This is a genomic window from Azospirillum sp., from assembly GCF_035628975.1.
In the GTDB taxonomy this organism is placed as follows: Bacteria; Pseudomonadota; Alphaproteobacteria; order Azospirillales; family Azospirillaceae; genus Azospirillum.
In genome coordinates, this window is sequence record NZ_DASPIS010000041.1 from 20,126 (window position 1) to 33,226 (window position 13,101).

The 13,101-nt window shown below is 67.0% G+C and carries 12 protein-coding genes; 6 read left to right on the forward strand and 6 right to left on the reverse strand.

Annotation, left to right across the window (positions count from 1 at the left end):
- Positions 1–50 precede the first annotated feature (50 nt).
- Entirely contained in the window at positions 51–656 is a 606-nt protein-coding gene (locus VD964_RS08835; RefSeq protein WP_324867657.1) for a helix-turn-helix domain-containing protein, read from the forward strand.
- A 42-nt stretch (positions 657–698) separates the two neighbouring features.
- A complete protein-coding gene (locus VD964_RS08840; protein ID WP_324867659.1) occupies positions 699–1,238 on the forward strand; it encodes a GNAT family N-acetyltransferase in 540 nt (179 codons plus the stop codon).
- Positions 1,239–1,439: 201 nt separating this feature from the next.
- On the opposite strand, the gene VD964_RS08845 is transcribed toward VD964_RS08840, so the two are convergent.
- Positions 1,440–3,704, reverse strand: coding sequence for an NADP-dependent malic enzyme (locus VD964_RS08845; RefSeq protein ID WP_324867661.1), 2,265 nt, complete (start codon positions 3,702–3,704; stop codon positions 1,440–1,442).
- 331 nt (positions 3,705–4,035) lie between these two features.
- On the opposite strand from VD964_RS08845, the gene rph reads away from it, so the two are divergent.
- The 4 genes from rph to VD964_RS08865 are packed head-to-tail and all read left to right on the forward strand — an operon-like array spanning position 4,036 to position 7,113.
- Positions 4,036–4,755, forward strand: coding sequence for a ribonuclease PH (rph, locus tag VD964_RS08850; RefSeq protein WP_324867663.1), 720 nt, complete (start codon positions 4,036–4,038; stop codon positions 4,753–4,755).
- Between the two features lie 42 nt (positions 4,756–4,797).
- Entirely contained in the window at positions 4,798–5,397 is a 600-nt protein-coding gene (gene rdgB / locus VD964_RS08855) for an RdgB/HAM1 family non-canonical purine NTP pyrophosphatase (RefSeq protein ID WP_324867665.1), read from the forward strand.
- Entirely contained in the window at positions 5,385–6,584 is a 1,200-nt protein-coding gene (gene hemW / locus VD964_RS08860) for a radical SAM family heme chaperone HemW (RefSeq protein ID WP_414637113.1), read from the forward strand. Before rdgB ends, hemW begins: the two co-directional genes overlap by 13 nt.
- A 34-nt stretch (positions 6,585–6,618) precedes the next feature.
- Positions 6,619–7,113: a dihydrofolate reductase gene (locus tag VD964_RS08865; RefSeq protein ID WP_324867669.1), complete on the forward strand. Its 495-nt coding sequence runs from the start codon at positions 6,619–6,621 to the stop codon at positions 7,111–7,113.
- Between the two features lie 130 nt (positions 7,114–7,243).
- Here VD964_RS08865 and VD964_RS08870 read toward each other — a convergent pair whose 3' ends face one another.
- From VD964_RS08870 to mnmE, 5 genes are all read right to left on the reverse strand, one after another.
- On the reverse strand, positions 7,244–8,155 hold the full coding sequence (locus VD964_RS08870) for a ParB/RepB/Spo0J family partition protein (protein WP_324867671.1): 912 nt from the start codon (positions 8,153–8,155) through the stop codon (positions 7,244–7,246).
- Positions 8,152–8,949, reverse strand: a complete 798-nt coding sequence (locus VD964_RS08875; protein WP_324867673.1) for an AAA family ATPase — start codon at positions 8,947–8,949, stop codon at positions 8,152–8,154. Before VD964_RS08875 ends, VD964_RS08870 begins: the two co-directional genes overlap by 4 nt.
- Before the next feature lie 65 nt (positions 8,950–9,014).
- Positions 9,015–9,629: a 16S rRNA (guanine(527)-N(7))-methyltransferase RsmG gene (gene rsmG, locus VD964_RS08880; protein WP_324867675.1), complete on the reverse strand. Its 615-nt coding sequence runs from the start codon at positions 9,627–9,629 to the stop codon at positions 9,015–9,017.
- Positions 9,626–11,521: a tRNA uridine-5-carboxymethylaminomethyl(34) synthesis enzyme MnmG gene (gene mnmG, locus VD964_RS08885; RefSeq protein ID WP_324867677.1), complete on the reverse strand. Its 1,896-nt coding sequence runs from the start codon at positions 11,519–11,521 to the stop codon at positions 9,626–9,628. The genes rsmG and mnmG overlap by 4 nt, the downstream gene beginning before the upstream one ends.
- 226 nt (positions 11,522–11,747) lie before the next feature.
- Positions 11,748–13,091: a tRNA uridine-5-carboxymethylaminomethyl(34) synthesis GTPase MnmE gene (gene mnmE, locus VD964_RS08890; RefSeq protein WP_324867680.1), complete on the reverse strand. Its 1,344-nt coding sequence runs from the start codon at positions 13,089–13,091 to the stop codon at positions 11,748–11,750.
- Between the last annotated feature and the right edge of the window lie 10 nt (positions 13,092–13,101).

A 13,101-nucleotide genomic window follows, 5' to 3' on the forward strand; every position in this document is an offset into this window, starting at 1 on the left:
CTGTGCGGTCCTTCGTTGACTCCAATATCGTGGAACTTCATTCTATCATCATGGAGAACGCGAAAACCGATATCGACAGCCGCCTTGCCGCGCGCCTGCGTGCCTTGCGGGCGGACTGTGGACTGACCCTTGACGGATTGGCCGAACGGTCGGGCGTCAGCCGTTCCATGATCTCGCTGGTCGAACGGGGGGAAAGCAGCCCGACTGCTTCAGTCCTCGACCGGCTCGCCGCCGGGCTGGGCGTGACGCTGGCAGCCCTGTTCGCGGAAGCGGAGCGGGAAGATGCCAGCCCAGTCGCCCGTCGCGCCGATCAGGTCGCCTGGACGGATCCCGCTACGGGTTACCGCCGCCGCAACCTGTCGCCGCCGGGCTTCCCGTCGCCCATCGAACTGGTGGAGGTGGAGCTGCCGCCGGGCACCCGCGTTTCCTATGACAGCGGGAACCGTGCCGCGACGGTGGAGCAGCAGGTCTACCTTCTGGACGGCACCATTGACCTGACGGTGGGGGAGGTGACGCACCGCCTGTCCACCGGCGACTGCCTCGCCATGCGGCTCGACCGGCCGACCGGCTTCCACAATCCGACGGACCGGACGGCGCGCTACGTCGTGGCGCTGACCACCGATGGACGCCCAGCCTTAAACGCCGTTAAACGCTGAAGGAGCATGTCTATGGACAGCGCTTGCGTGGACTCCGGACGATTGAACGAGGGAAGCGGGGCCGCCGCCGTGACGGTGCGCGTGCTGTCGGGTCCGCAAGCCCATGCCGCAGTGCCGGGGTTGACCGACGTGCTTCTGGACTGCGTGGCGGGCGGCGCCTCCGTCAGTTTCATGTCGCCGCTCGACCGCGCCACCGCGGAAGGCTTCTGGCACAACGTGGCGCTGGAGGTGGAGCAAGGCGACCGCATCCTGCTGGCGGCTGAGGACGGGGAGGGCGTGCTGGGCACCGTCCAGCTGGTTGTCGGACAGCCGCCGAACCAGCCCCACCGCGCCGACCTGTCCAAGATGCTGGTCCATCGCCGGGCCCGCCGGCTCGGAGTCGGCGCCGCCCTGATGCGGGCTGCCGAGGATGCCGCCCGCGCCGCCGGCAAGACCCTGCTGGTGCTGGACACCGCCTCGCCCGATGCCGAACGCCTGTACACCCGCGCCGGCTGGGTGAAGGTCGGCGTCATCCCCAACTACGCCCTGTGGCCGGAAGGCGGCTTCTGCGACACGACGTACTTCTACAAGGCGATGGGGTGATGGATGATTCTCCTTCTCCCCCCTGGGGAGAAGGTCGGGATGAGGGGGTTCGGCGTAGCCGAAATTAGTCCTGCCTATGCGTCCCCCTCACCCTAACCCTCTCCCCGCTATCGGCGGACCTATGGTCCGCCTGTCGCGTCAGCGCAAACGAAGTTTGCGCGTGAGCGGGGGAGAGGGGATTTTTAGAAAGAGCGCCTCAACTCACCACGGCAGCGAGTCATGCGCCGCCAGGGCTGCGGCGGTGACGATGTCGTTGACCGATGCGCCCATGCTGACGATCTGCGCCGGCTTGTCCAGGCCGATCAGCAGCGGGCCGATCATCTGGCCGCCGGCCATCTTGTTCAGCAGCTTGGCCGAGATGTTGGCCGAATGCAGGCCGGGCATGATCAGCACGTTGGCCGGTCCGGACAGCCGCGAGAACGGGTAGACCCGCTTCATCAGCTGATAGTCCAGCGCCACGTCAGCCGACATCTCGCCGTCATACTCGAAATCCACCCGGCGGCTGTCGAGGATCGACAGGGCCTCGCGCAACGGATCGGTGTTCGGGTGCGGCGTCTGGCCGAAGTTGGAGAAGGACAGCAGCGCGATCCGCGGCTCGTGCCCCATCTGCCGGGCCTTGGCCGCGGCCCCGACCGCGATGTCCGCCAGCGTCTTGCCGTCGGGACGGACATGGACGGTGGTATCGGCGATGAAGACGGTGCGGTTGCGGGTGATGAACAGGTGCAGGCCGAACACCGGCTCGCTCGCCTTCGGGTCGATGACCCGGCGGAGTTCCTCGTACGCGACGCCGAAGCTGCGGGTCAGGCCGGTCACCATGGCATGGGCGTCGCCCTGAGCCACCATGCAGGCGGCGAAGACGTTGCGGTCCTGGTTCACCATCCGCTGGCAGTCGCGCAGCAGGGCGCCCTTGCGCTGCAGGCGGCGGTAGAGATGGTCGGCATAGCGGCGGTTGGCATCCGACAAGCGGGCGTTGTGGATCTCGAACTGGACGTTGGGCTGGCCCATCGCCACCAGCTGTTCCCTGATCACCTCCTCGCGGCCGATCAGCACCGGCGTGCCATAGCCGTGGGCGCGGAAGGCCATGGCGGCGCGGATCGTCCGCTCCTCCTCGCCTTCGGCGAAGACGACGCGGCGCGGGTTGGTCCGCACCTTCTCCAGGATCAGTTCCAGGCTGTCAGCCGTCGGATCGAGGCGGGTGCGCAAGGAATGCTTGTAGCTGGTCAGGTCCAGGATCGGCTTGCGCGCCACGCCGCTTTCCATCGCCGCCTGGGCGACGGCGGCGGGAACGGTGACGATCAGGCGCGGGTCGAAGGGCACCGGGATGATGTAGTCCGGCCCATAGCGCAGCCGGCGCCCGGAATAGGCGGCGTCGACCTCGTCCGGAACGTCCTCGCGCGCCAATGCCGCCAGCGCCTTGGCCGCGGCGACCTTCATCGCCTCGTTGATGGTGGTGGCGCGGACGTCAAGCGCGCCGCGGAACAGGTAGGGGAAGCCCAGGACGTTGTTGACCTGGTTCGGGTAATCGGAGCGGCCGGTCGCCACGATGGCGTCGTTGCGCACCGCCTTGACCTCCTCCGGCGTGATTTCCGGATCGGGGTTGGCCAGCGCGAAGATGATCGGCTTGGCCGCCATCGACTTCACCATCTCCGGCGTCATCGCGCCCTTGGCCGACAGGCCGACGAACACGTCGGAGCCCGCCACCGCCTCTTCCAGCGTGCGCTTGTCGGTGTCGACGGCGAAGGACGACTTCCACTGGTTCATGCCGTTGGTGCGGCCGCGATAGACCACGCCCTTGGTGTCGCACAGGATGATGTTTTCACGTGAAACACCCATCGTGCAGAACAGCTCGGCGCAGGCGATGCCCGCCGCGCCGGCACCGTTCACCACCATCTTCACGTCTTCGATCTTGCGGCCGGTGATGTCGCAGGCGTTGATCAGGCCGGCGGCGGCGATGATCGCGGTGCCGTGCTGGTCGTCATGGAAGACCGGGATGTCCAGCAGTTCGCGCAGCCGCTCCTCGATGATGAAGCAGTCGGGCGCCTTGATGTCTTCCAGGTTGATGCCGCCGAAGCTGGGGCCGAGGAAGCGCACGCAGTTGACGAACTCGTCCACGTCGCGGGTGTCGACCTCCAGGTCGATGCCGTCGACGTCGGCGAAGCGCTTGAACAGCACGGCCTTGCCTTCCATCACCGGCTTGCCGGCGAGCGCGCCCAGGTCGCCCAGCCCCAGCACCGCCGTGCCGTTGGAGATGATGGCGACGATGTTGCCCTTGGCCGTGTAGTCGTAGGCGAGGGACGGATCCTCGGCAATGCGCAGGCAGGGGACGGCGACGCCGGGCGAATAGGCCAGCGCCAGATCGCGCTGGGTCGTCAGCGGCTTGGTCGGGGTGATTTCCAGCTTGCCGGGCCGGCCGCTGGAATGCAGCAGCAGGGCCTCTTCGTCGGTGACGCGCTTGGTGTCGGACATGGATGTCGTGTTCCTCAACGGAGTGTGCAGCCCGTCGGTCGTCGTTGATGCCTTTTTGTGCGGTGCGCTGCCGACGGTGGGGCAGCGATGGTATACGCCGAACGCGCAACTCGCCAAGCCTCGATCGGCGCCGTTTTGTACGAATCATGCATTTTCCTGCCGATTAACGACACATCCAGTTTGTTTGCCATCCCATCCAATTCGTCTCCGCCCGTTCCACGGCCGCGCCCGCGCGCCGCTGCCGACCGACAGGCGGGACGCCATGCTGGACTGGGACGGGCGGAGCCGTTAGCTTGCCGCCCCATTGCAACCGACCTTCGGAATGATGCCCATGCGCCCCTCCGGCCGCGCCTTCGACCAACTGCGCACCGTCTCCCTCGAACCCGGCTTCAGCCGCTATGCCGAGGGCTCCTGCATGGTGCGCTTCGGCAACACGCATGTGCTGTGCACGGCCAGCGTCGACGAAACGGTGCCGCGTTTCCTGAAGAACACCGGTCTCGGCTGGGTCACCGCCGAATACGGCATGCTGCCGCGCTCGACCCACAGCCGCAGCGACCGTGAGGCGGCCAAGGGCAAGCAGTCCGGCCGCACCCAGGAAATTCAGCGCCTGATCGGCCGTGCGCTCCGCGCCGTCACCGACCGTTCGGCGATGGGCGAGAAGCAGATCAAGATCGACTGCGACGTCATCCAGGCCGATGGCGGCACCCGCACCGCCGCCATCACCGGCAGCTATGTCGCCCTGCATCTGGCCTTCCAACACCTGATGCAGATCGGCGCACTGAAGACCATGCCGCTGACCGATCAGGTCGCCGCCGTGTCCTGCGGCCTGTTCCAGGGCAACGCCGTGCTCGACCTCGATTACGATGAAGACTCAAAGGCGCAGGCCGATGCCAACTTCGTCCTGACCGGCAAAGCCGGCATCGTCGAGATCCAGGGCACCGCCGAAGAAACTCCCTTCTCCGAGCCGCAGTTCATGGAGCTGCTGGCGCTCGCCCGCAAGGGCGTGACCGAGCTGGTGGCGTTGCAGAAGCAGGTTCTCGGCATCAAGTAAGGCCGTATCAGCCAGAGGTTCATGACCCAGAGGTTCGTTACCATGTCCGCTCCCCGCCGCTTCACCGGCGACACGCTCGTCATCGCCAGCCACAACACGGGCAAGGTGCGCGAGATCGCCGACCTGCTCGGCCCCTATGTCGCCACCTTCACCTCGGCCGGGGAGCTGGGCCTGCCCGAACCGGAAGAGACCGGAACCACCTTCATCGCCAATGCGGAGCTGAAGGCGAAGGCCGCGGCCGCCGCCGGCCATGTCGCGCTCGCCGACGACAGCGGGCTGGTGGTGCCGGCGCTGAACGGCGATCCCGGCATCTACTCCGCCCGCTGGGCCGGACCGACCAAGGATTTCGCCATGGCGATGCGGAAGGTCGAGGACGGCCTTGCCGGAAAGACCGACCGCAGCGCCTATTTTGTCTGCGCGTTGTCGCTCGCTTGGCCGGACGGCCATGTCGAGACGGTGGAAGGCCGCTGCTACGGCACGCTGGTGTGGCCGCCACGTGGGCCGCACGGTTTCGGCTATGACCCGATGTTCCTGCCGGACGGCAACGGCCTGACCTTCGGCGAGATGGATCCGGCCAAGAAGCACGAGATGAGCCACCGCGCCGACGCCTTCCGCCAGCTGGTGGAGCGGTGTTTCCGGTGAGTGGTTTCGATCATGGGTATGATGGACCTGGTTATGATGGACCTGGATTTGCCGTCTACGTCCATTGGCCCTTCTGCAAGTCGAAGTGCCCGTACTGCGATTTCAACAGCCATGTCCGCGAGCGCGTCGACCATGACCGCTGGCGGGCCGGGCTGCTGCGCGAGCTGGACCATTATGCCGACATGACCGCCGGGCGCACCGTCACCTCCATCTTTTTCGGCGGCGGCACCCCGTCGCTGATGGAACCGGCAACGGTCGGCGCCATCATCGACCGTATCGCCCAACGCTGGCCGGTTGCCGATCAGCTGGAGGTGACGCTGGAGGCCAACCCGACCTCCGTCGAGGCCGACAAGTTCCGCGCCTTCCGCACCGCCGGGATCAACCGCGTCTCTCTTGGCATTCAGGCGCTGGACGACGCCAGCCTGAAGTTCCTCGGCCGTCAGCACAACGCGGCGGAGGCCACCGGCGCCATCGAACTGGCGGCGCGGACCTTCGACCGCTTTTCCTTCGACCTGATCTATGCCCGTCCCGGCCAGACGGTGGCGGCTTGGCAGGCGGAACTGGCGCGGGCGCTGGACTACGCCGTCGGCCATCTCTCGGTCTATCAGCTGACGATCGAGGAGGGGACTGCCTTCTACCCGCTGCATGCCCGCGGCGATCTGGTGCTGCCCGACGAGAACCTGGCCGGCGATCTTTACGAGGCGACGCAGAGCCAGCTTGCTGCCGCAGGTTTGCCGGCCTACGAGATCTCCAATCACGCCCGTCCGGGCGAGGAAAGCCGCCACAACCTGACCTATTGGCGCTATGGCGATTATGTCGGCATCGGTCCCGGTGCCCATGGCCGGCTGACGCTGGACGGCGAGAAGTTTGCGACCCGCGCCCACCGCGCCCCGGAGATCTGGCTGGAGCGGGTCGAGCGCGACGGCCATGGTGCCGCCGCTCCCGACCCGATCGACCGCGATGCCCGTGGCACCGAGCTGCTGATGATGGGGCTGCGCCTCAGCGAGGGGGTGCGGCTTGCCCGGCTGGTGGAGGAAACCGGCCGAACGCTGGACGATTTCGTGGAGCCGGCGGCGTTGTCCCGCCTGATCGAAGGCGGCTTCCTGACCCGCGATGCGGATCGGCTCTCTGCGACATCGGAGGGGCTACAGCGACTGAACGCGGTCCTCGGCGCGATTTTGGCGTAAGATCCACCGGTTTTGAACCGGGAAAGGGCAGGGGATGCGCATCAGTCTGATTGTGGCCGCTGCGATGAACGACGTGATCGGCCGCGATGGCCGATTGCCCTGGAGTCTTCCCGGCGATCTGCGCCGGTTCAAGCAGCTGACCATGGGCAAGCCGGTGCTGATGGGTCGCAAAACCTGGGAGTCTCTGCCGCTGCGCCCGCTTCCCGGCCGCGACAATCTCGTCGTCAGCCGTTGGACAGCGGTTGGCGAGCATGACGGTGCCCGCTGGTTCTCTGGGTTGGGAGCCGCCGTATCCTGGGCGCAGGAATCCGGTGCGGCGGAACTCTGTGTCATCGGCGGCGCCGCGCTGTTCCGAGAGACTTTGCCCATCGCCGATTGCCTGCATCTGACCCGCGTGGAGAGCGCAGTGAGCGGCGACACGCTGATGCCGCCCATCGGTGCGGAATGGGTCGAAGTCTGGTCGAGCGCGCCCATGGAGGAGAACGGGCTGTTCTACCGCTACATCGATCTGGAGAAGGTGCGGGGATAGGAGAGGTTTTGCCCCCTCCCTAACCCTCCCCCGCCTCGCGGGAGAGGGGATGGCCGCTGCACCGCAATTCTACCCTCTACCGCCGAATGCGGGGGAGGGAGGGGGCAATCAACCTCCCCCCTGAGGTCCTTTACTCCTCGCCGCCCAGACGGTGCAGAACGTCGTCCAGCTGGTCGAGCGTCTGGTAGTGGATGGTGATCGTGCCGCGCTGCCCCTGGGGATTGATCGCGACCTTCAACCCGATGCGGGCGGAGATCTCTTCTTCCAGATTGATCAGGTCGACGTCCTTCATCGCCGGGGCGGCGCCGGGCCCGTCGTTCGCTGCCTTGCCCTTCTTCGCCTTGGGCTGGTCGCCGCGCATGAGGTCTTCGGTCTGTCGGACGTTCAGGCCGCGCGTGACCACCTCGCGGGCGACCGCGGCCGGATCCGGGGCGGTCAGCAGGGCGCGGGCATGGCCGGCGGTCAGCGCGCCATCCTGCACCATCGTCTTGACCGGGTCCGGCAGGGCCAGCAGGCGCATCATGTTGGCGACATGGCTGCGGCTCTTGCCGACGGCGCGGGCCAGATCCTCCTGCGTGTGCTCGAACTCCTCCATCAGGCGGCGGTAACCCTCCGCCTCTTCCAGAGGGGTCAGATCCTGGCGCTGGATGTTCTCGATCAGCGCGATTTCCAGCGCCTCGCGGTCGCTGAGATCGCGGATGATGACCGGCACCTCGTGCAGGCCGGCGATCTGCGCGGCGCGCCAGCGGCGTTCGCCGGCGATCAGTTCGTAGGAGTTTGCGTCCTCGGCATCGCGGCGGACCAGCAGCGGCTGCAGGATGCCTTTGTCGCGGATGGACTCGACAAGGCCGCTGATCGCCTCTTCGTCGAACTTCCGCCGCGGCTGGTATTTGCCGGGGTGGACGAACTCAATCGGCACCTGCTTGGACTGCCGCACCTTGTCGAGGGCCGAATAATCCTCGGTTGCCTCGCCGAACAGGGCGGAAAGGCCGCGGCCCAGGCTGGCGCGGCGGGCGCCACCTTGCTTGGTGTCGTCGATCATGCGGTCAGTCTCTTCTCACGGCGCAGCACTTCGCCCGCCAGATGGATGTAGGCCTGGGATCCGGGGCAGCGCATGTCGTAGATCAGCACCGGCTTGCCGTGCGACGGAGCCTCCGAGACCTTGACGTTGCGCGGGATCACGGTGTCGTACACCTTCTCCCCGAAGAAGCCGCGGACGTCCGCCGCCACCATGTCCGACAGGTTGTTGCGCTTGTCGAACATGGTCAGCACGACGCCGTGGATGTCGAGGTTCGGGTTGAAGGCGCGCTTCACCCGCTCGATGGTGCGGACCAGATGGCTGAGACCCTCCAGCGCGTAGAACTCGCACTGCAAGGGAACCATCACGGCATGCGAGGCGACCAGCGCGTTCAGCGTCAACAGGCCGAGTGCCGGCGGGCAGTCGATCAGGACATAGTCGTATTCCAGCGCGCTGTTGGCGACCGCCTCGCGCAGGCGGAACTCGCGACGCTCGGCGCTGACCAGTTCGATCTCCGCACCCGACAGATCGACCGAGGAGGTGATGATCGACAGGTTCGGCACGGAGGAAGGAGTGGCGGCATCCTCCAGCGACACGTCGTCGAACAGCACGTCATAGATGCCGATGCGGCGGTCGGAGCGCGGAATGCCGAGACCGGTGGACGCGTTGCCCTGCGGGTCGAGATCGATCACCAGCACCCGCTTGCCGATGACGGCGAGCGCGGTGGCAAGGTTGATCGTCGTCGTGGTCTTGCCCACGCCGCCCTTCTGGTTGGCAATCGCAACCACACGGGCAAGGGGACGGGTGACGGCAGACATGGCAGCCTCTCGGGAGTCCGGTTGGCGGGAGGAGGGCGGGGGAACAACTGTGTCAGGCACGGTCTTCACGCACGCTCAAGGTGACTCACACGCAGGATGGTTCCGCTCGGATCGGTGCGGCTGTCAAATCGCTCAGGATCCATTGTCCAATATTGCGTGGTGGCGGTCAATTCGTCGTCCAGGGCCGCACCCTTGAGGAACAGACACTTGCCGCGCGATCCGATGAAGGGATGAGCCCAGCCGAAGAGGTCGGTCAGCGGCGCCAACGCTCGGGCGGTGACGACATCGGCCTCGATCCCGGTGACGGTCTCGATCCGCTTGGTGTGGACGGTGACCGGTGCTTCGCAGACGCGGGCCACTTCGCGCAGGAAGGCGCATTTGCGCACGTCGCTCTCTATCAGATGCACCTGCGGCACGCCGAGTATGGCAAGCACCAGACCGGGGAAACCGGCACCGCTGCCGAGATCGACCAGCACCCGTGTGCCCTCCGGCAGCAGTGGATGGAGCTGGGCGGAGTCGAGGAAATGACGCTTCCAGGCATCTGGCAGGGTGGAGGGACCGACGAGATTGATCTTCGGCTGCCACTTGCGCAGCAGCCCTTCATAGACAATCAGGCGGTCGAGCGTTTCACGTGAAACACCGGTAACTTCCTGAAACGCGACGGCGTCGAATCCACTCATTCCGCGGCCACCCCGGATGCAATCCCATCGCGACGTTTCACATGACGAAGCAGCGCGACCAGAGCCGCCGGTGTCATGCCGGGAATGCGGGCCGCCGCCCCCAATGTCGCGGGCCGCGACTGGCGCAGCTTCTGGCGAATTTCGGCGGACAGACTTCCGATCCCATCGACATCGAGATCGTCAGGGAGGGCGAGAGACTCGTCCTTGCGGAAGGCACGGATGTCAGCCTCCTGCCGGCCGAGATAGCCGGCGTATTTGCCGTCGATCTCCAACTGCTCGGCGATCTCCGGAGCGATATCGCCAAGCTCCGGCCACAGGCGGGCGAGGGCGGCGAGGTCGATGTCGGGATAGCGCAGCAGGTCGGCGGCGCTACGGCGCACACCATCCTGGTTGACAGCCACGCCCTGACGGGTCAGTTCGGCCGGCGTCGCCTGCAGCGAAGCGACCAGCGCACGGCCAGCCGACAGCGCCGCGCTCTTGGCGGCGAAGACATCGCGACGCTCCGACCCGACACAACCGACGGCAACACCCTTGCCGGTCAGGCGCTGGTCGGCATTGTCGGCACGCAGCAGCAGCCGATATTCGGCGCGCGAGGTGAACATGCGATAGGGCTCGTTGGTGCCTCGGCCGATCAGGTCGTCGATCAGCACGCCGATGTAGGCATCGGCACGATCGAGCACGAAGCCATCGCGGTTGCCGCTCGCAGACAGCGCGGCGTTGATGCCGGCCATCAGGCCCTGGGCCGCCGCCTCCTCATAGCCGGTGGTGCCGTTGATCTGGCCGGCCAGGAACAGGCGCGGCGCCCGGCGTGTCTCCAGCGTCGGCTTAAGTTCGCGCGGGTCTACATAGTCGTATTCGATGGCATAGCCGGGGCGGATCATCACCACCTTCTCCAGGCCGGGCATGCTGGCGAGGATGCCAAGCTGCACGTCGCGGGGCAGGGAGGTCGAGATGCCGTTCGGATAGACGGTCGGATCGTCCAGCCCTTCCGGCTCGAGGAAGATCTGGTGCTTCTCCTTCTCGGCGAAGCGGACGACCTTGTCCTCGATCGACGGGCAATAGCGCGGACCGGTGCCGGTGATCTGGCCGGAATACATCGGGGCACGATGCAGGTTGGCGCGGATCAGCTCATGGGCCTCATGCGTCGTCCAGGTGATCGCGCAGTCGATCTGCGGCGTGTCGATCCGCTCCGTCATATAGGAGAAGGGCGGGGGCGGTGTATCGCCGGGTTGCTTCTCCAGCGCGTCCCAATCGATGGTGCGTCCGTCGAGGCGCGGCGGCGTTCCGGTCTTCAGTCGGCCGAGCGGGAAGCCCAGCCGGGCCAGCGTGTCGGACAAGCCGATGGACGGCGCTTCGCCCACACGGCCGGCGGGGGTGCGTTCCTCGCCGATGTGGATCAAGCCGCGCAGGAAGGTCCCGGTGGTCAGCACCACCGCGCCGGCACGGATGGACTCGCCGGCGCCGGTGACGACACCGGTGATGCGCTGCCCAGAAATACTGGAATCCGCATCGACGATCAGATCCTCGGCACCGCCGGCTTCGATGAACAGGTTCTCCTGCTCGGCCAGCAGCGACTGCATCGCCTGTCGATAGAGCTTGCGGTCGGCCTGGGCGCGCGGGCCGCGAACGGCGGGACCCTTGCTGCGGTTCAGGATGCGGAACTGGATGCCGCCGCGGTCGATGGCCTTCGCCATCACGCCGTCCAACGCATCGATCTCCCGCACCAGATGGCCTTTGGCGAGTCCGCCGATGGCGGGGTTGCAGGACATCTCGCCGATGGTTTCGACCTTGTGGGTCAGCAGGAGCGTGCGCGCACCCATGCGCGCTGCCGCCGCAGCCGCCTCACAGCCGGCGTGACCGCCGCCGACAACGATGACATCAAAGCTTCGCATGTGCGGGACCATAGCGGAATGGCGGTGCGGATCCAAGAGGCGGGGCAGGGATATCGTGGGGTGGAGAGTGGTTGTTCGATGCCCCCTCCCTAACCCTCCCCCGCCTTTGGCGGTGGAGGGGACAAGCGCCGCTTCGCATAAGGCACCCTCTCCCGCAACGCGGGGGAGGGCTGGGGAGGGGGCAATCGCCTAATCACCCACCCACTGTTTCACGTGAAACACGCCCTCACTTCCCAATGCAGAAGTCCCGGAAGATCACGTCCAGCAGGTCCTCCACATCAACCCGCCCGGTGATGCGCCCCAACGCCCCGCTGGCGAGCCGCACATCCTCCGCGGCCAGTTCGGGCAACGGTGCCTCCAACGCCCGCAGCAGCGACTCCCGGCATTCGGTCAACGCCGCGCGGTGGCGGGCCCTGGTGAGGGATGGAGCGCTGCCGATGGCGAGCCGATCTGCACTGTATGCCGCCAGCGTCGCTTCCAACTCCTTCAACCCTGACCCGGTGTGGGCGGAGACCGGGATCGGGGACAAATCCGGTCGCAGGTCACCGGCGGTCGCAAGGTCGGTCTTGTTGAACACCACCACCGTATCGCGGTCGATCAGGTCCAGCGTCGCCGGATCAAGGTCGGGCAGGGTGGTGGCGTCGAACACCGCCACCTTCACGTCCGAGCGCGCCGCACGGTCGCGCGCCCGGCGGATGCCTTCCTCCTCCACTTCGTCGGCGGCGGCCTCGCGAAGGCCGGCGGTGTCGGCCAGCACGACCGGATAGCCACCGAGGTCGAGATGCACCTCGATGATGTCGCGGGTGGTGCCGGCGCGGGCGGACACGATGGCGGCGTCCCGGCGGGCAAGGGCATTCAGGAGACTGGACTTGCCGGCGTTGGGCGCACCGACGATGGCGATGTGCAAGCCCTCGCGCAGCCGCTCGCCGCGGCCGCCGTCGTCGAGATGGGCGGCGATCTCGTCGGCCAGCCCGGCGATCACCGGACGGACGGCATCGGCGACACCGCCCGGCAGATCATCCTCGGCGAAGTCGATGTCGGCCTCGATGTGGGCGAGCGAGCGCGTAAGCCGCTCCCGCCAGCCGTCATAGAGCCGGCCAAGCGCACCCTCCATCTGCCGCAATGCCTGGCGGCGTTGCGCGGTGGTCTCGGCATCGATCAGGTCGGCGACCGCCTCGGCCTCCGTCAGGTCGAGCTTGCCGTTTTCGAAGGCGCGACGGGTGAACTCGCCGGGTTCGGCCAGCCGCAAGCCGGGCAGGGTGGCGAGCGCCTCGATCACGCCGGTGACGACGGCCCGGCCGCCATGCAGGTGCAGCTCCACCACATCCTCGCCGGTGAAGCTGGCGGGAGCGGTGAAGCGCAGGACCAGAGCGTCGTCGAGCGCGTCACCGGTGCACGGGTCCCGCAACTTGGTCAGCACGGCGCGGCGCGGCGCGGGAAGGGCGCGGCCGGTCAGCGCGACGAGGGCGGATCCGGCTTCAGGTCCGGAAATGCGAACCACCGCCACACCGGATCGGCCGGGGGCGGTGGCGAGCGCAAAGATGGTGGTGAGCAAGTTGGTGGTGACCATTGATGGGTGG